This window comes from Pseudoalteromonas sp. MER144-MNA-CIBAN-0113 (assembly GCF_040308965.1).
Lineage (GTDB): Bacteria > Pseudomonadota > Gammaproteobacteria > Enterobacterales > Alteromonadaceae > Pseudoalteromonas > Pseudoalteromonas tetraodonis.
Genome location: NZ_JBEOOG010000019.1, coordinates 30,055 through 49,043 on the forward strand (window position 1 = coordinate 30,055; position 18,989 = coordinate 49,043).

17 protein-coding genes are annotated in these 18,989 nt (G+C 41.1%); 3 read left to right on the forward strand and 14 right to left on the reverse strand.

Annotated elements, in window-relative coordinates:
• Nucleotides 1-43: 43 nt before the first annotated feature.
• The 4 genes from AAEY57_RS07180 to AAEY57_RS07195 all read right to left on the reverse strand — a co-directional run bounded on the left by AAEY57_RS07180 (nucleotide 44) and on the right by AAEY57_RS07195 (nucleotide 6,830).
• Nucleotides 44-745 (reverse strand): 3'-5' exonuclease, encoded by a 702-nt coding sequence (locus AAEY57_RS07180; RefSeq protein WP_350607164.1) that lies wholly within the window; start codon nucleotides 743-745, stop codon nucleotides 44-46.
• Nucleotides 746-748: 3 nt separating this feature from the next.
• Nucleotides 749-2,644, reverse strand: coding sequence for a putative nucleotidyltransferase substrate binding domain-containing protein (locus AAEY57_RS07185; RefSeq protein WP_016899937.1), 1,896 nt, complete (start codon nucleotides 2,642-2,644; stop codon nucleotides 749-751).
• Nucleotides 2,645-2,730: 86 nt separating this feature from the next.
• Nucleotides 2,731-5,811, reverse strand: coding sequence for an efflux RND transporter permease subunit (locus AAEY57_RS07190; protein ID WP_016899936.1), 3,081 nt, complete (start codon nucleotides 5,809-5,811; stop codon nucleotides 2,731-2,733).
• Nucleotides 5,812-5,813: 2 nt separating this feature from the next.
• On the reverse strand, nucleotides 5,814-6,830 hold the full coding sequence (locus tag AAEY57_RS07195) for an efflux RND transporter periplasmic adaptor subunit (RefSeq protein WP_016899935.1): 1,017 nt from the start codon (nucleotides 6,828-6,830) through the stop codon (nucleotides 5,814-5,816).
• 221 nt (nucleotides 6,831-7,051) lie between these two features.
• Between AAEY57_RS07195 and AAEY57_RS07200 the strand changes: the two genes are divergently transcribed.
• Nucleotides 7,052-7,489, forward strand: a complete 438-nt coding sequence (locus tag AAEY57_RS07200; protein ID WP_350607168.1) for a hypothetical protein — start codon at nucleotides 7,052-7,054, stop codon at nucleotides 7,487-7,489.
• Nucleotides 7,490-7,546: 57 nt separating this feature from the next.
• On the opposite strand, the gene trhO is transcribed toward AAEY57_RS07200, so the two are convergent.
• Nucleotides 7,547-8,554, reverse strand: coding sequence for an oxygen-dependent tRNA uridine(34) hydroxylase TrhO (gene trhO, locus AAEY57_RS07205; RefSeq protein WP_350607171.1), 1,008 nt, complete (start codon nucleotides 8,552-8,554; stop codon nucleotides 7,547-7,549).
• Between the two features lie 205 nt (nucleotides 8,555-8,759).
• Here trhO and AAEY57_RS07210 point away from each other — a divergent pair, with 205 nt between their 5' ends.
• Both AAEY57_RS07210 and AAEY57_RS07215 read left to right on the forward strand, forming a co-directional pair.
• Complete coding sequence (locus tag AAEY57_RS07210; protein WP_350607174.1) at nucleotides 8,760-10,082, forward strand: DEAD/DEAH box helicase; 1,323 nt, start codon at nucleotides 8,760-8,762, stop codon at nucleotides 10,080-10,082.
• A gap of 2 nt (nucleotides 10,083-10,084) precedes the next feature.
• Entirely contained in the window at nucleotides 10,085-10,915 is an 831-nt protein-coding gene (locus tag AAEY57_RS07215) for a CvfB family protein (protein WP_350607176.1), read from the forward strand.
• Between the two features lie 55 nt (nucleotides 10,916-10,970).
• Here the strand turns inward: AAEY57_RS07215 and AAEY57_RS07220 are convergent, their stop codons facing one another.
• The 9 genes from AAEY57_RS07220 to serC form a co-directional block, all read right to left on the reverse strand.
• The gene (locus AAEY57_RS07220) at nucleotides 10,971-11,315 is read right to left on the reverse strand and encodes a hypothetical protein (protein ID WP_008114737.1); all 345 of its coding nucleotides are present in this window, start codon (nucleotides 11,313-11,315) and stop codon (nucleotides 10,971-10,973) included.
• Nucleotides 11,316-11,435: 120 nt separating this feature from the next.
• On the reverse strand, nucleotides 11,436-12,140 hold the full coding sequence (gene pyrF, locus AAEY57_RS07225) for an orotidine-5'-phosphate decarboxylase (protein ID WP_016899932.1): 705 nt from the start codon (nucleotides 12,138-12,140) through the stop codon (nucleotides 11,436-11,438).
• Between the two features lie 33 nt (nucleotides 12,141-12,173).
• Nucleotides 12,174-13,310 (reverse strand): lipopolysaccharide assembly protein LapB, encoded by a 1,137-nt coding sequence (lapB, locus tag AAEY57_RS07230; protein WP_008465696.1) that lies wholly within the window; start codon nucleotides 13,308-13,310, stop codon nucleotides 12,174-12,176.
• 2 nt (nucleotides 13,311-13,312) lie between these two features.
• Nucleotides 13,313-13,594, reverse strand: coding sequence for a lipopolysaccharide assembly protein LapA domain-containing protein (locus AAEY57_RS07235; RefSeq protein WP_008114742.1), 282 nt, complete (start codon nucleotides 13,592-13,594; stop codon nucleotides 13,313-13,315).
• A 21-nt stretch (nucleotides 13,595-13,615) separates the two neighbouring features.
• Entirely contained in the window at nucleotides 13,616-13,903 is a 288-nt protein-coding gene (gene ihfB, locus AAEY57_RS07240; protein ID WP_008114744.1) for an integration host factor subunit beta, read from the reverse strand.
• A 67-nt stretch (nucleotides 13,904-13,970) separates the two neighbouring features.
• Nucleotides 13,971-15,638: a 30S ribosomal protein S1 gene (gene rpsA, locus AAEY57_RS07245; protein ID WP_350607182.1), complete on the reverse strand. Its 1,668-nt coding sequence runs from the start codon at nucleotides 15,636-15,638 to the stop codon at nucleotides 13,971-13,973.
• Nucleotides 15,639-15,733: 95 nt separating this feature from the next.
• On the reverse strand, nucleotides 15,734-16,444 hold the full coding sequence (gene cmk / locus AAEY57_RS07250; RefSeq protein ID WP_350607184.1) for a (d)CMP kinase: 711 nt from the start codon (nucleotides 16,442-16,444) through the stop codon (nucleotides 15,734-15,736).
• Between the two features lie 107 nt (nucleotides 16,445-16,551).
• Entirely contained in the window at nucleotides 16,552-17,829 is a 1,278-nt protein-coding gene (gene aroA / locus AAEY57_RS07255) for a 3-phosphoshikimate 1-carboxyvinyltransferase (protein ID WP_350607187.1), read from the reverse strand.
• The gene (gene serC, locus AAEY57_RS07260; RefSeq protein WP_036956455.1) at nucleotides 17,829-18,911 is read right to left on the reverse strand and encodes a 3-phosphoserine/phosphohydroxythreonine transaminase; all 1,083 of its coding nucleotides are present in this window, start codon (nucleotides 18,909-18,911) and stop codon (nucleotides 17,829-17,831) included. Before serC ends, aroA begins: the two co-directional genes overlap by 1 nt.
• Between the last annotated feature and the right edge of the window lie 78 nt (nucleotides 18,912-18,989).

The window sequence follows — 18,989 nt, forward strand, 5'->3', positions numbered from 1 at the left end:
CGGCTTTTTTTGTGCTCTATTTTTAACAGTAATGCTTCAATAGCTAAAGCCAAATTTCACTCAGTGGCGTATCTGATCTATAGTGGTAACTCAGCTGCGCTTGCAGCAGCTCGGCAGTGGCTAGTGCATCAGTAAGCGCGTTATGGTTTTGATACAGTGGCAATGAATAACGCTCCCGTGTATCACTTAACCTAAGTGATCCTAGCTTTGAATTAAACAGCCTGCCTAATAATCCCTGCCGCGCTTTAAGCGCCCGCCTTTCTATTTCCATCGTATCAACTAGTGCAAACTCAATGCCCTCTTTTATACGCATAAGTAGCGCGTTATAAAAAAAATGACGTTCTATTGCAGCATAATGTACCACCACCACTTTGCCTTTAAGGGCATCAAGCAGTGGCGCTAAAATTCGATTAAGATCAGGGGCTTCATCCACTTCTGAATGAGTAATTCCATGAATAACAATTGACTCTTCACTTAAATCTCGTCGTGGTTGTACCACCCAGTGACGGCTCTCTTTACAATAAATACGATTTACATTAAAAGGCACCAGCCCCACACTAACAATATCATCGCTATTCGCATCAAGTCCGGTTGTTTCAAAGTCGAGTGCCACAAAAGTGACATCTTTAAGTGGAGCAGCCTGATTGGTAAACGCTTGTTGATAAAAGTCTTTAAGTAACGGGTTTTGTGCAGTTTGCAATAACTGCTCGTAGCGCTGTGACCAATCTAACGGTGATTTAGCCATAACTTATTTCACACCCGGGTGCGCAGAATAGCTAAATTTTAAAAAGCTTTGCGCTTTTTCTAAAATAGCAAAGGCTTCTTTTAAATTACTTTGCTCAAAGGGTGAAAGTAAATGGGGGTCTAGATCGTTATCTGGGGCTTCACCTTGCTCTATTTGCCACGCCTGATGACGAATACGTACTGTGGCAATATACTCAAACGCATCACGTAAATCTTGTGCTTTACCTTTAGGCAGTAAATTTGCCTCTATAATATCTTCTAAGCGCTCAAACGAATTTTGTTTACGTGAGCCAACCGCTAACGCATGAACGCGCACCACATCAGATAGCGGTGCCGTACCACGGCGTTTTAAGTTCATTGACCGCTTATGCTGGCCATTATGCTCAAGCACAAAGCCATTAAAAAAACCTAGTGGCGGCGTTCTATTGCGGGCATTGGCAGCAAGGTTCGCTAAAAAGCGTTTGTTTACTTTGCTTTCTTTGGCCACCAGCGTTTTAAGCTCATCGGCCCATTTTAGCTTGCCCCATACACCATCTAAGTCAAAAAATATCGAGCTATTAAGCAGGGCTTGCGGTTTCGGCTCGGCCATCCAGCTAGCAAATTTTTCTTTCCATTGTGTACGGGTCATACGCCATTTTTTAAACGACGCCATAATTTCACCGTCACAATAGGTATAGCCACATTTAGCTAAACCATCACACACAAAATCTGATAGGTTTTGAAAATACTCATCGTGCAGTGCCTCATCAAAACTATTATCCAAAATGAGAGCATTATCTTGATCAGTCACAATTAGCTGCTCGTCGCGGGCCATTGAGCCTAAGGCTATAAAACAATAAGGAATAGGCGGCTCGCCAAATTTTTCTTCGGCCAGTGCTAACAAACGCTGTTTAAAGGTACGCCCTATGACAGCCATAGCGGTTCCTATCATATGCGAATTTGCATCTTCATTAACCATACGTACAAATACATTAGGTAATTGGCGCGCGTAATGAACTAAGTCATCAACTGATTGCTGCGCTAAAATACCGCGTACTAACAGTAAGCTACTTTGTGATTCATAACGTAAAATGTCAGACAGCGATATTACCCCAATAGGCCGTTTTTTATGTACCACAGGTAAATGATGTAAGTTATCTCTTAGCATGGCTAATACGGCTTCAAACACATAGGCGTTGCTATCAAGTAGTACTAAGCTTGATGTCATTACTTCTTTGGCGGGTGTATCATATGTTAACCCTTGGGCAACCACCTTAGTGCGAATATCTCTGTCGGTTATGATCCCAACAACTTGACCGTCGTCTTCTTCTGGGTCGTCGCTTATTTGTTTTTCTATGTCGGTAACTAACACTGAAGAGACCGATTCTTGCGTCATTAAAAATGCGACGTCTTGAATAGCAGTTTGCATTGTTACTGTGACCACATCACGGTGTAATAATGACTTCACTTTCGCGGTGGTTAAATCATTGCTGTCGGCTTGCTCTACAATGGCTTGGTGCAAACGTACGTTACCATCCACTTCAAAAAAATCGGCAAAGGTTTCGTATTTATCACAATATTCGTTGAAGGTATTAACGTTAATACAATAGGTTAAGGTGTCTTCTAGGGCTCGAGCCGGAAAGCGAACTTTGCGGTTCATCAATAGGCCCATTTGGCCAAAAATGCCGCCTGTGGCTAAACGATTATAGAGCTCGCCATTACGACGTGAAATTTCAACCGAGCCACTACGAATAATATATAAGTCACTAATATCTTGGCCTAAATGTAAAATATCAGTTTGCGCACGAAAATAAGCAACTTCAATTTGCATTGCTAGTTCGTTTAGTGCCTCGCTCTCAAGCGTATCAAAGGGGGGGTGTTCAACTAAAAATTGGGCTATTTCAACTTGCTCGGCCTGCATGGGTGATCCTTGTGGCTTTAATCTAGTTGAATTGTGGGCTTAATTGGCTATTTTTTCAAAGAAAAATAGCCAATTAGCGTAATTAGTTAGTCAAGTTGCTCCAGCTCTTGGGCTAATTGCTTTGACTCATCGCCACGAGGACTGGTAAAGCGGGCTAATCCTAAATAAATCACCGGTGTTAAGTAAAGCGTAAACAATACTGCTAACGCAAGTCCACCAAATACCACCCAACCAATGGCATTACGTGCTTCTGCTCCGGCACCTGTTGACATAATGAGGGGTAACGCACCGAGTAAGGTCGATATTAAGGTCATGGTGATTGGTCTTAAACGTACCAATGCAGCTCGTTCAACCGCTTTTCGAACACTCAGCCCCTGATCTCTTAATTGATCAGCAAACTCGACCAATAAAATTGCATTTTTAGCGATTAACCCAATTAACATCACTAGGCCTATTTGCGAGTAAATATTCAGTGAGGTACCGGTTAAATACAGCGCTAGAATGGCCGATGTAATCCCAAATGGTACAGTGATCATTACCACGATTGCACTGTTAACATTTTCAAATTGCGCCGCAAGTACTAAAAACACAATTAAAAATGCCAATACGTAGGTCATTAATACTTCGTTGGAGGTTTCTTCAAATGTCAGTGCTTCCCCTTTAAATGCAAGAGTAATACCTGCTGGTAATGATTGCTCAGACACTTGCTTTATTTGTTCCACTAAGGTGGCAATTGTTAAGCCCTCAGGCAGCTCCATACTGAGCTCTATGGCACGGCGCTGAGCATGACGCTCAAGCTCGGCAGCAACCCCTTCCTCTGAAATGTTAGCGACACTACTGAGCGGCACCAATTGATTATTACGAGCTCTAATAAACAAGTTTGCTAAATCACTTGGGTCGTTAATAGTTTGATTTTGTGCCTGTAGCATAATAGGAATAGATTGATCGCCAATGTTTAAATCAGCGATATCGTCACCATTAATAGCGGCTCTTAATGTAATTGCGATATCACTTAAAGACACGCCAAGTTCTTCTGCGCGTCGTCTGTCAATATTAACACGCAATTGCGGCTGCGATGGCTGATACGATACTCTTACCGGCGCAACTTCTGGCACGGCTTTTTCAAGATCAGCTGAGAACTGCTGTGCAGCCTTAAATATTTCAAGATAATCTTGTCCAAGTAAAGCGATTTCTATGCCGCCACCTTGGCCACGTAAATTTAAGCTATTTGCCCCACCAGGGTAAGCTGGTGCGCCTGGGATGTTGCCTAAAGGCTGGCGAATTTTATTAATAATTTCTTGTTGGCTAAAGTTACGTTCATCCCAATGCTTTAATGGCACAGTAATAAACACAATATTGGGATCCCATTGCCCAACAACAGTGTAAATAGACTCAATTTCACCACTTTCAACGAAAGGCAATAAGGTATCTTCCATTTTAATGGCTTGTCTATCCATAAAGTTTAAGCCTACGCCATCAGGTCCGCGGGCAAATATTCTAATTTTACCGCGATCTTCAGTAGGGAGCAGTTCGTTATCTAAACTCATATACAAAGCACCCGAACCGCCTGCAACTAATAAACAAACAATAAAGGTAACCCACGCATGATCCAGTACTTTATGAATTGTTTTGGTATAAATATTGGCAAGCACGTTACCAAATTTCGCAAAGGGGTGAAAACCACCTTGCTTAAGCTTTAGTTTTGAGGTGAGCGCCGGTACTAAAGATAAAGCAACAAAGCTAGATATAATTACCGCACCAGCTAGTACGCCACCAAACTCCCTAAATAAACGCCCTGCTGTAGAGGGTAAAAATGCGATGGGTACAAACACAGCCGCTAATACTGCAGTGGTGGCAATAACGGCAAAAAATACTTCGCGGGTACCAACAACCGCTGCGGCACGCCTTCCAAGGCCTAACCCTCGCTGGCGTTGAATGTTTTCACTCACTACAATTGCATCATCAACAATTAATCCTGTCGCTAATACCAGTGCTAATAAGGTTAAAATATTAATTGAAAACCCAAGTGCCCATATCAGTGCTAATGAACCTATAAGCGCAACAGGAATGGCAAATGCTGGGACTAATGTTGCACGCCATGAGCCAATAAACACCCACAAGGTGATGATCACTAGCAGTACCGTCAGTACCAATGAGTTAATCACTTCATCTACTGAGCTTCTAATAAACTGCGCGTCATCTGATGTTAGCGTAAACTCCATCTCAGGAAAGCGCTCCCGCATCCCCTCTATAAGGTTGAGTACTTCATCAGAAATTTCGATAGTGTTGGACTGTGCTTGGCGAATAATTTCCATACCAATAACAGGTTTACCATTAAGCCTTACCATAGAGCGCGGATCGGCCGGACCAAAGTACACGGCAGCAATATCGCTAATACGAGTATCGCCCTGAATTATAATGTCGCCCACCTGTGCGGGGGTAACAGACGTTGCATCAGCGCGCACTATTATTTGCTGATCGTTTGATTTTAAACTCCCTGCAGGCACATCAAAGGGGGCTTGCCTAAGTACATCGGCAACATCTGGAATCGTTAAATTAAAACTGCTGAGCTTTAATGGATCAATGCGAACCCTGAGCACACGTTCTCTATCGCCGTTTAATCGTACGTCGGCAACGCCAGGAATAGTTAAAAACTGCGGCGCTAAGTCAACATCAACCCGCTCTGTTAATGCCTCTAACGATAAACTTTCGCTTGATACTGTTAATGAAACCACCGCTTCAGCGTCGTTATCAGCCTTAATAATAGAAACGCGCTCTACCTCTTCAGGGAGCTCTCTTTGCACTCGAGCAACTGACTCACGCGTTTCATTTGCAGCGTCGTCAAGGTTAACACCCGGTCTAAATTCAACCACAATACGTGAATTACCTTCTTCACTTTGCGCACGAATCGATTTAACACCGCTCACACGGGCCACGGCGCCTTCAAGTTTACTGGTAACTTCGGTATCAACGGTTTCAGGTGAACCACCAGGGAACGAGGCTGATACGGTAATTCGGGGTCTGTCTACATCTGGAAGCTCTCGAACTTCTACGCCTGCTATGGCGGCAATTCCGGCAATAATAATCAGTAAATTCAGAACCACAATAAGCACTGGGCGGCGAATAGCCATTGATGGCAAGTCTTGCATCATAGGTTGCTGTTTCATGGCTACTCCTGCGTATTAGCGATTGGCGCTGAGAAGCTTAGCTCTTGGTTCGCACGTAAGCGTTGTACGCCCTCTACCACTAAGTTATCTTGTTCTTTTAAAGCCCCCGAAACTAATAAACGACCAGCAAGGCGCTGTTCAATTTTCACATCAATTCGAGTGGCTTTTTTATCAACACTTGTCCAAACGTAAGGGCCTGTTGCTCCCCACAGTAATGCCGCCTCAGGTACAGCAGCAAAACGTTGCCCTTCTACTTCAATATGAACACGAAAACTCATGCCAGGTAAGAACTTTTGTTGCGGGTTTTCAAGCTGCGCTTTTACACGTAAGGTGCGGGTTTGTGGGTCTATTCGTGAATCTAGATAAGCAATTTTTGCGTTTACAGCATTTTGTGACTGCCAAGGAAATACTTTTACATTGCCTTTATTGCGCAGCATATAAACGGCCGATTCTGGGGCGTTAAAATTTATATATAAAGCACGCGTATCATCAATACTTGCAATCGCCGTTTGGGGAGTAATTCTGTCACCCACTTCAACGTCGGTAAGTCCCATAGTGCCGTTAAAAGGCGCACGAACTTGGCGGTCTTCAAATTCTGTTTCTGCTTGGGTAAGGGTCACTTTTGCTAATTCAACAACTGTTTTTGCATCATCCACATCACTTTGTGGCACTGCCCCTTTTGCTTGGCTTTGCTTTAAACGTGCGAGGGTTCTTTGGGTGTCAGCAAGTTTTATTTTTGCCTCTTCAAGTGCTGCTTTTTGTCTGCGTGAATCAAGTTCAAGTAACACATCACCGGCCTTTACGCTATCACCCGGTTTAAAATGCACCGCCGTTACTTTATCGCCCACAGCCGGATATAAAATAACCGAATGAATTGCTTCGGCGTTACCGACAGCCTGAACTTGCTCTTTAGCACGTTCCATCGCTACCTGCTCTACCACGACATTGGCACTCTTTACAGATAAACTTAACGACATTAAAGAAAAAAATACGCTGGTAAAAAGAATTCGCGATTTCAAAGGATCACCCTAATTAATTATTATTTGCATTATGTTACGCAGTTTAACAGCTCTATGATCAATAAATAGCTAAGTACGACAAATTAGCAAAACAATAAGCTGAAATTAAGCATGCTAGCCACTCTACATATTTTTACAGCAGCATACAAAATCCACACATATTTAAATTACATTTATGACTATGATTTAGCTCATCAATATTTTTAATAAAGGCAACATTTATGAAAAAGAGTTTAATTATGGTGATCTTACTATCAGGCTGTGCATCACCAGGGATTGATCGGGCAGATCAAAATCAAGTTGTTAAACGTTATTATGCGTCTGTTGAATCAATACAAAAAGTAACACTCTCCTCAGAAGTGGGAACTGGAATAGCTGCTGGTGCGGGGTTTGGCTTTGTAGATAGCTTAGATGGCAATAAAGAAGAAATGATTGGCGGCGTCATTATTGGTGGATTAGTCGGTGGATTATTTACTGCTTTATTTGAAGGGGGCAACACCGCGTATCAGTATAATCTATATGCTGCTGATGAAGGTGAATTTACCGTTATTCAAAAGAAAAAGCTCGATAAAAACACAAAATGTGTGCTCGTCAATGCTGCTAACAAGGTCACGCTCTCTACTACAGATACAAGCAATTGTGAAAAGAGTTTAAAATAAAAAACCTCAGTTGAAACTGAGGTTTTTTATTAATAACGTACAAACAAAAAGTACCGCTTATTTATTTCGCTGTGCTTCTTTTTGCGCTTTTTTAGCTTCTTTACGTTGTTGTAAAACAGCTTGTGCTTCGTTACCAATGTGGCCTTCACCGCGCGCTTGAGCAAGCTCTATTTGCTTTTGGCGCTCTGCAAAGCGAGCGCGTTGTTCATCGGTTACATTGTCAATACAGTGGTGACACGACACCCCTTCCATGTATTCTGGCTTTTGCTTTTCTTCTTCTGTGATAGGCATGCGACATGCATGACACTGATCGTATGAGCCTTTTTGTAAGTCATGATTTACCGCTACACGGTTATCAAATACAAAACACTCGCCTTCCCACATGGTTTCTTCTTTTGGCACTTCTTCTAGGTATTTTAATATGCCGCCTTCAAGGTGGTATACCTCATCAAAACCTTGCTCTTTCATATAGGCTGTTGATTTTTCACAGCGAATACCACCAGTACAAAACATGGCTACTTTTTTATGTTTTGATGGGTCTAAGTTTTCTTTGGCCCACTGAGGAAATTCACGGAACGTTTTAGTGTTTGGGTCTACTGCGTTTTGAAACGTACCAATTTCAATTTCGTAATCATTCCGGGTATCAATAAGGATCACCTCAGGATCAGAAATAAGGGCATTCCATTCATTTGGCTTAACATAACTGCCGACTACTTTTAATGGGTCTACGCCTTCAACACCCATAGTCACAATTTCTTTTTTTAGCTTAACTTTTGTGCGGTAAAACGGGCATTCGTCATCAAATGATTCTTTGGTAACAATGTTGTCTAAATTTGGTTGGGTGTCTAACCACGCAAGTAAATTATCTATGCCTTCACGTTTTGCAGAGACAGTACCGTTAATCCCCTCTGCGGCAATTAATAAAGTGCCTCGTACTTCGTTTTGCTCCATTACATTGAGTAAAGGTTGGCGAAGTGCTTCAAAATCAGGTAAAGAAACAAATTTATACAGAGCGCAAACAACAAAGTGTTCGCTGGTTACATTATCTTTATGGACAGCAGTCATGGTATTCCTATTTTGCTTTTAAAACCCACAAGGGGCGTTTACCGAATCGTAAATCCGGCGCATATGGGGCGCGTATTTTACGCTTTTTTTATTTAAATGCAAAAAAATGGATGATAATGCGCTTTTTACTGTTAGCGCAGTAGCTCAGTGGGCTATAATGCGCGGATAAATTTATACAGACTTGCTCATATTGGAGAAACATACATTGCACTTTACTGAACTTGGGATTGATACTCGCCTAGAAACACAATTAGCGCACCAAGGGATCACCCAGCCTACCGATATTCAAGCCCATGCTGTGCCAACGGCACTGGCGGGACATGACATTTTCGCTCAGTCAAAAACAGGGTCAGGCAAAACTTTAGCGTTTTTATTACCGGCTGTGCAGCGTGTAATGAAACAAAAAGCACTCAGTAAACGTGATCCTCGTGTACTTATTGTTGCTCCAACTCGTGAGCTTGCGACCCAAGTTTTTACTCAACTTCGATTACTTATCGCCGGTACCAACATAAAGGCCGTTAAAATCCTCGGTGGCGAAAATTTTAACGACCAAATTAAAGCACTGCGTAACGACCCTCACTTTGTGGTCGCCACACCTGGGCGTTTAGCCGATCATTTAAAGCAACGTTCATTACAATTAAGTGGCCTAGAGTTACTTATATTTGATGAAGCTGACCGTATTTTAGATTTAGGTTTTACCGATCAACTTAAACTAATTAATGAACTAGCCGATCATCGTCTTCGTCAAACTTTATTGTTTTCGGCGACATTAGATCATGCTCAAGTTGATGCGTTATCGCGTAATTTATTAAAAAAACCAAAACAAATTATGCTCAGTGCAGCCAATGAGCAGCACAGTGATATTAAACAAACACTGTATTTAGCTGACCATCTTGATCATAAAGAAGCACTGCTTGAGCACTTTTTAAACCAAGATAACGTTGGCCAGTGCATTATATTTACTGCCACACGGGCTGATACCAGCCGTTTAAGTAAATCATTAAATAGTAAAGGCTTTAAATCTGTCGCATTAGCTGGGGATTTAACTCAAAGTAAGCGCCTTGATATTATGGATGCGTTTAGCCGTGAAAACTTTAAAATATTAATTACTACAGATGTTGCTTCGCGCGGTTTAGATTTACTCAGTGTTACCCATGTTATTAACTTTGATTTACCAAAACACGCAGAAGAATACGTTCATCGTATTGGTAGAACTGGTCGTGCTGGTTTTAAAGGTAACGCATTATCACTTGTGGGCCCTAAAGATTGGACAAGTTACTTGGCAATAAAATCATTTTTAAATGATGAATTATCGTTTGCTGCTGTTGAGGGTTTAAAAGCGAAATTTAAAGGTATTAAAGAGAAAAAAGTAGCGCCAATTAAACCGACTAAAAAAGCAGTGACCGCTAATAAGCCACAGCCAAAACGAAAAGCAAAACCGAAAAAGCCAGCGGCCCCAATTAAAGCACCTCTTAATATTGATGGTGATACCCCGATGCGTCGTAAAAAAAAGCCTGAGCAGGAATAATTATGAGTTACCTAGGAACCACCCAAACCCTTTTTGTTAAAGAAGTCAGCAACGAAGGTGCCTATTTAGATGGGCATGACTTAGGTGAAGTTTTTTTACCTAAACATGAAATAAAACATGAGCTTGAAGCCGGCGATAGCATCAGTGTATTCACATTTTTAGATAATGCAAACCTGCCAACAGCCACAACTAAAAAGCCGCATGCTCAAGTGGGTGAATATGCCCTACTGCGTGTAAAAGAAATAAACAGCATAGGCGCGTTTTTAGATTGGGGCTTAGAAAAAGACGTACTCGCACCGTTTAATGAACAAAAACCACGTATGCAAGAAGGCTACTCATATTTAGTGCGTTTATATCTTGATAACGCCAGTCAGCGTATTTGTGCCTCAACTAACTTTAACCGTTTTTTATCAAAAGATGAGCCTCAGTATAGTCACTTACAAGAAGTTGACTTAATTGTTGCAGGCAAAACTGATATTGGTTACAAGGTGCTTATTGAAGAATCCCATTTTGGCGTCGTGTTTTACAACATGGTGTTTAAAAACCTGTTTGTTGGTCAAAAGCTAAAAGGATTAATTCAAAAAGTACGTGAAGACGGAAAAATTGACGTCATACTTGAAAAACCAGGCATGGGTAAAGTAAGCGAGCTTGGTGAAAAAATAATGGAAAAACTAAAGGATGAGGGTGGCATATTAGCCATAGGCGATAAGTCTGATCCTGAATTAATTAAAAAAGTATTTTCGACCAGCAAAGCAAACTACAAAAAAGCCATTGGCGGTTTATTTAAACAAGGCTTAATTGATATTGAAGCTAAGTCTATTCGTTTAAAATAATTAAATAAAAAGCCACTTAAGTTTTAAACCTAAGTGGCTTTTTAGTATCTGAAATTTATAACCTAATATTTTTATAAGGTAAGGTACAGCGAGAATATTCATTTGAGTATTCAATTAATTCTTTTTTAGAATCTAGATTTAACGGCGCTAGCCTAAAAACTTTTTCTGTACACTCATTTTGCATTTCATCATGTGTCGCAACACAGTCTCTGCTGCTAACATCTATTCCTGCTAACACACCTTCATTGGTGTAACACAGATGCTGGGCATAATTTTGAGCAATTTTTTTAAACTTGAATAAATCAACGGGGTAACCAGATACCAAGTCAGTAACGTTTGAAACATCATCATACATTTTAGTTGAAAAAACATATTTATTTACAGCAAAGCCACTAATCATAATTACAACTAAAAATATTATTATACGCAAAGCAGATCCCTCACTGCACACCCATAATTTAAATGTAGCACAAAGAAAAGCAGTTGTAAGGAACTGCTCTCAATTATACTAGTTTTTAATTTAAGCTATTGATTCATTTACATCATTTAGTACTTTTACAGGGTTTTGTGCCTGAGTGATCGGACGCCCAATCACTAAATAGTCACTACCCGCTTCAATCGCTTCTTTAGGTGTCATAATACGTTTTTGATCGCCTGCATCACTGCCCGCTGGGCGAATACCTGGCGTAACTAATTTAAACTCTTTCCCTAAAGCAGCCTTTAAACTTTGCGCTTCTTGCGCGGAACAAACAACACCGTCTAGTCCTGCTTGCTTTGTTAATTTAGCTAAATGCATAACTTGCTCTTGGGGTGATTTAGTTATACCTAAACGCTCAAGTTCAGCTTCGTCCATGCTGGTTAATACAGTTACCGCAATAAGTAATGGCGCTTTGTCGCCAAACTGCTCGAGTGCTTGTTTAGCTTTATGCATCATTTCATAACCGCCCGATGCATGTACATTGACCATCCATACACCCATTTTAGCCGCAGCAGTCACCGCTTTAGCAACGGTGTTTGGAATATCGTGAAACTTTAAATCTAAAAATACATCAAAACCTAAATCGACCAATTCTTTAACAAATGCAGGACCAAAATAAGTAAACATTTCTTTGCCCACTTTTAATCGACAGGTATCTGGTGATAACTGTTTTACAAATGCTAAAGCAGTTTGCTGATCATCATAATCAAGCGCGATAAGAATTTTTTTTGATTTTTCGAAAGACATAACTATCCTACTAGTGAGCGAAAAGTATAAAGATTAAAATCCGTCTAAGCCTCTGCTAGGCACAATGGTTTCCCAGTGTTTACATGAAGGGCAATTCCAATAAATGGTGTAGCTAGTAAAGCCACAATGCTGACATTGAAAGTCAGGTTTAGTGGCAATGTAAGAAGTAACAAGTTTATCGATTTGATTAAGCACATCTTTTGTATTTTTATTTTCTGTACTCATTAACTGTAATAAAAAACTAAAGCCACGAATAGTGGGTTGACGTTTTAAATTATCAGTCAAAAATTCAAAGGCTTGTTCAGTGTGTCCTTGCTCAAGCAAGGCTTGGCAATGCTGTATTTTTATCATCACCCCACCCTTTTCTAGTAACTCAGTAATGAGTTCATGAAATTGGTGAGTTAATTTTAATTGCTTATAGCTGTGAGCTAACTTTTCAATAAACAATGGCGCAAAAAAAGTAAATTGGCAGATTAATTCTCGCCAATAGTAAATTGCTTTTACGTAATCTTCTTTGGTGTAAGCTGACAGTCCAAGCTCATATAAAGGCCTAATTGTTTTAAAGTTTAAGCTAATGGCTTTACGCATAAGTTGTGGGTTATTACTGGCAATGGCATGCTCACAGTAAAAATTAGCGATGGCTTTAAAGTGTTGTTCTTTTGAAAAAAGCTCAGTATGCGCTTCAAACATATTAATGCCTTTTTGCCATTCACGGGTTTGTGAATATAAAGAAATTATCGGTTCGAGTGCATCTGCATGGCTATTTTTTACCAGCCATATTAAATGTTCTTCTGCGCTGTCTAATAAGCCAGCCATAATATAATCTTCGGCTAGTTCTAAACGGCTATTAGCGGCTTGTTTTTCGTTAAGACTTGGGTGTTTTAGCAGCAGTTCGTGAATTTTTATTGCGCGGTCAAGCTCACCACGACGGCGAAACATGGTGGCTAAAGTAGAATAATGTTCAACAGAGTCAGCAGCTACTTCGAGCAAATTAATTAAATGCTCAAGCCCCTGATCTTCTTCTCTGTCCAGTAAAAACTTTAAGCCTTTACTGTATTCAGAAGTAATTTGACGATTAAACTGATGAGCCTGATTTTTTGCACTGTTTTTCCCCATGATCCAACCATAACCGGCAGCAACGGGAAGCAGTAAAAACAACAGCTCAATCATAATTAGGTGTCTTTGTTGGCAATACGCTTTTTATTATCTTTTTCAGGCGTTAATTGCTTTTTTAAACGGTAATTTTGCCACTTTAATTGCGTGAACAATTTAAAACTCACAAAACAACCCACTACAACACCTAGCAAAAAGCAGATACTTATTATAACGGCTAAAGGTAATGTATTACTGGCTATTATGTAGTTAATTTGTGTTAATTGTGGGTTTTGAGAACCCAATACAAATGCACCAATTAAAAAAAGTGCCGCCAGAATAATTTTTAATACCTTGAACAAGTAACTACTCCAATAAGTTTACTAAGCAATGCTCTCGTTTACACGGTCACGTAGTTCTTTGCCTGGTTTAAAATGAGGTACATGCTTACCATCTAACTCTACAGTTTCACCTGTTTTAGGGTTACGGCCTGTACGAGGCGCACGGTAATGCAAAGAGAAACTTCCAAAACCTCGGATCTCAATACGATCTGAAGAAGATAATGAGCCGGCCATTTGTTCAAGAATTTCTTTAACAGCGTTCTCAACATCTTTCACAGGAATATGTGAATGTTGTTCAGCAAGTGTTTCTATCAGTTCTGACTTAGTCATAGCGTTTCCTTAAAAAGAAATAGTGGAAGGGCATAAACTGCCCTTCCAATTAAAAGACTATAATTAATTAGTCTTTTTGTGCATTTGCGAAAGCAGCTGCCATTGCGTTTTCAAACACTGGCTCTTCTTTCTTAAGCTTCTCTAGTACTTCTTTCTCTTCTGCTTCGAAAAGAGCTTTAACAGATAAGCTTAAAGTGCGGTTCTTACGATCAACACCAACGTATTTAACTTCAATCTCGTCGCCTACAGAAACAACAGTAGTTGCATCTTCAATGCGCTCTTGAGCGATATCAGCTACACGGATGTAACCTTCAACGCCTTCGATAAGTTCAACAGTTGCGCCTTTCGCATCAACTTCAGTCACTTTACCTTTAACAATAGCACCTTTTTTGTTTGCATCAAGGTAGTTATTGAATGGGTCAGCTTCGATTTGCTTAACACCTAGAGAGATACGTTCACGCTCTGGGTCAACTTGCAATACGATAGCAGTGATTTCGTCGCCTTTCTTGAATTCACGTACAGCTTCTTCGCCAGGTGTATTCCAAGAAATGTCTGAAAGGTGTACAAGACCATCAATACCACCGTCAAGACCGATAAAGATACCGAAGTCAGTGATTGATTTGATCTTACCAGTAACTTGGTCGCCTTTGTTTTGTAGACGAGCAAATTCCTGCCAAGGATTAGCAATACATTGCTTAAGACCAAGAGAAATACGACGACGTTCTTCGTCGATTTCAAGAACCATAACTTCAACAGTGTCACCAAGTGAAACAACTTTTGAAGGGTGGATGTTCTTGTTAGTCCAATCCATTTCAGAAACGTGTACTAGACCTTCAACGCCTTCTTCGATTTCTACGAAGCAACCGTAATCAGTAAGGTTAGTTACACGACCAGAAAGTTTAGAACCTTCTGGGTAACGACCAGCGATAGCTGCCCATGGATCTTCGCCAAGCTGTTTAAGACCTAGAGATACACGAGTTTTATCTTTGTCGAATTTAAGAACTTTAACTGCGATTTCGTCGCCAACATTAACGATTTCTGAAGGGTGCTTAACACGCTTCCACGCCATATCAGTAATGTGTAGTAGACCATCAACACCACCAAGGTCAACGAATGCACCGTAGTCAGTAAGGTTCTTAACGATACCTTTAACTTCTTGACCTTCAACAAGGTTAGCAAGAAGCTCTTCACGTTCTTGTGAGTTTTCTGATTCGATAACTGCACGACGTGAAACAACAACGTTGTTACGTTTTTGATCAAGCTTGATTACTTTAAATTCAAGCTCTTTGCCTTCAAGGTGAGTTGTGTCACGTACTGGACGAACATCAACAAGTGAACCAGGTAGGAAAGCACGGATTGAATCAACTTCAACTGTGAAACCGCCTTTAACTTTACCGTTGATAACACCAGTAACAGTCTCTTGCTCTTCACATGCTTTCTCAAGACGGATCCACGCTTCGTGACGCTTCGCTTTCTCACGAGAAAGGATAGTTTCACCGAAACCGTCTTCGATTGCATCTAGTGCAACATCTACTTCGTCGCCAACAGCAACTTCTAGTTCACCAGCAGCATTTTTGAACTGCTCTGCAGGGATAGCACTTTCTGATTTAAGACCAGCATCTACAAGTACAATGTTGTTCTCGATTGAGATTACTGTACCTTTAACGATAGAGCCTTGCTCTGCTTCAAAACCCTTTAAGCTTTCTTCAAATAACTGCGCAAAATTTTCTGACATACGAATATACGTCTCATATATTAATACCAATAAGCAACCATGCTGCATGGGGTTGTTAAAATAGCACTGGCATCCTGCTGGTGCATAAAATGTATTTAGCTTCGTTTAGGAAGCTTACCTTCTGAGATGCTCGCATCTAATAAAGTTATAACTTTATCAAAGACTTGCTGCGCGTTGAGTTCGCTAGTATCAAGCTCAATCGCATCCTCTGCAGGTACAAGCGGCGCAACGGCACGATTCATATCGCGGTCATCACGTGCTTGAATGTCCTGTAATAGACCACTTAGTGTAACATTAAGCCCGCGCTCATTCAACTCAACAAAACGTCTGCGAGCACGTTCTTCTGCACTTGCGGTTAGAAATATCTTTAATGGCGCATCTGGAAATACCACAGTGCCCATATCGCGGCCATCGGCAATTAAACCGTTTTCTGTTCTAAACGCACGCTGGCGGCGAAGCAACGCTTCTCGAACACGCGGTAATGCGGCCACTTTAGACGCTGCAGCACCCACTTCTTCATTTCGAATAGTGGTTGTGACATCTTCGCCTTCTAAAATAATCTTTCCTGCATTAGTGTCACTGTCTATCAAAAACTGCACATCAAGATTTGCAGCTAATGGAACCAGTGCTTCTTCGTTATCTAACGCAATTTGGTGATGAAGTGCTGCAAGTGATAGTACGCGATAAATTGCTCCGCTATCTAACACATCCCAGCCTAATTTTTCAGCCAATAGGCGACAAACAGTTCCTTTACCAGAACCACTTGGGCCATCTACGGTGATTACGGGCATTAATAACGCCGGCATTTAAAACCTCCTTCAATGCACACCAAAATAAACCGCCACATTATACGCCAATTAATAAAGATTATCCGCTTTTAGTATGTAACTTTTTATAAATACTTATCAATAGCCTATTTACTGACAGATGCTAACACGTTGAAAAATGTTGGGAATGTCTTATAAGTACAGGCCGGATCGTTAATCGTTATGGGCTTACCCCCTACTGCCACCATTGCAAAGCACATGGCAATACGGTGATCGTCGTAGGTATCTACAGCCACATTATTAAAATGTTTTGGCGGTGTGATCTCAATAAAGTCGTGCCCTTCAACCACGTCAGCCCCTACTTTTTTAAGCTCGGTGGCCATTGCATGTAAACGGTCAGTTTCTTTTACCCGCCAGTTATAAATATTACGAATAGCGGTTGGCCCTTTAGCAAACAAGGCAACAGTCGCCAAGGTCATGGCAGCATCAGGTATCGCATTCGCATCAATATCGATACCGTTAAGCTCGCCTTTACGAACAACTAAACGCTCGTCATACCAATCAATTTTAGCACCAACCTGCTCCATCACTTTAGCAAAGCCAATATCACCTTGAACTGATTTAGCGCCAACGCCTTTAATTTCTATTTCGCCACCGGCAATTGCTGCAGCAGCAATAAAATAAGAAGCCGATGAAGCATCACCTTCAACCATTATGCGCTCAACCGCTTGGTATTGCTGAGCACCTTTAACGAAGAACGTGGTGTAATTATCATGCTCAACAGTTACACCAAAGCGCGCCATCACATCCAGCGTAATATCAATATAAGGCTTAGAGACTAAGGTGCCTTTAATTTTAATGTGTGTATCGCCTTTAAATAACGGCGCAGCCATGAGCAGCGCCGTTAAAAATTGACTTGAAATACTGCCGTCAATTTCGACTTCACCGCCGGCTATTTGCCCACCGATAATTTTAAGTGGCGGGTAATCTTTATTTTTTAAATAACTAACATCACCCCCGAGCGCTTGTAAGGCATCAACTAAATGCCCTATAGGGCGCTCTTCCATGCGCGGCTCACCAATTAACTCATACTCACCAGCAATCGCACTCAGTACTGCCGTTAATGGCCGATACGCTGTACCTGCATTACCTAAAAACAACGGCTCAGTTGGCGTATTAAACACGCCACTCACGCCCTCTACGGTCGCTACGGTGCGCTCAGTATTAAGCGTTACATTAACGCCTAAGTGCTTTAACGCACCCAACATATGGCGAATATCGTCGCTATCGAGTAAGTTTTCAACAACCGTGGTGCCGTTAGATAATGCTGCTAATAATAAAATTCGGTTTGATAAACTCTTTGAGCCCGGTAATGTCACACTGCCATTCACTTGTGAAATAGGGGCTAAGGAAAGTTGCTCCATTAACTATTCTCCTTGGCGAAGTTAGCCATAAAGTCAACTAGGGCTTGTACGCCTTCCAATGGCATCGCGTTATAAATACTGGCGCGCATCCCGCCAACAATACGATGACCTTCAAGCGCTAACAAGCCCGCTTCTTTTGACTCTTTAACAAACTTATCATTTAAGCTTTCATCAACCAGCCAAAAAGGCACATTCATACGTGAACGGCAATGCTTCGCTACTTTATTGGTATAAAAATCTGAGCCATCAATAAAATCATAAAGCAGCTGCGCTTTGGCAATATTATGAGCTTCCATGGCTTTTACACCCCCGGTTTGCTCAAGCCATGCAAATACTTCAGCCGCTAAATACCAAGCAAAAGTCGGTGGTGTGTTAAACATGCTGCCTTGTTTTGCTTCAAGGGCGTAATCTAAAATACCCGGCTTGGCGAGCCCTTCACGCTCAAGTAGCGTTTTGCGAACAATCACAATAGCAATGCCCGACGGACCGATATTTTTTTGTGCACCCGCGTAGATTAAATCAAATTTATTAACGTCAATTTCGCGCGATAAAATAGTCGACGACATATCGGCCACAATCGGCGCCGTTGGATGACTGGGTACATCAAATATTTCAAGGCCGTCTACGGTTTCATTCGGGCAATAGTGAATGTAAGCCGCATCAGCAGGTAAAACCCAATCGGCTACCTGCTTAATAGAAAACAGGCCGTTATCATCATTGCGCACATCAACAGCGTGTGTATTTGTAAACTTATCGGCTTCGCTGGTTGCACTTTTTGACCAAACGCCATTTTCACAATAAACTGCTTTTTTACCGTTAACATGAAGGTTTAAAGGTACGGCACTGAATTGACCTCGACCACCACCGTGCATAAATAGCACTTCAAACTCGTCACTTATATTCATTAAACGACGCAGGCTGGCTTCACATTTAGCGGTTAATGCTAAAAATTCATGACTACGATGACTTATTTCCATCACCGATACACCAAGACCTTGCCAGTTTAAAAACTCTTTTTGCGCTTTTTGCATGACTGCCGGTGGTAACATTGCAGGGCCTGCACAAAAATTATATATACTCATTACCTTTTCCTCATTCCAGTAATTTAACTTGAATTAAACTAATTTAATTTTTTTCAACTACATAAAAAAAGCGGCCAA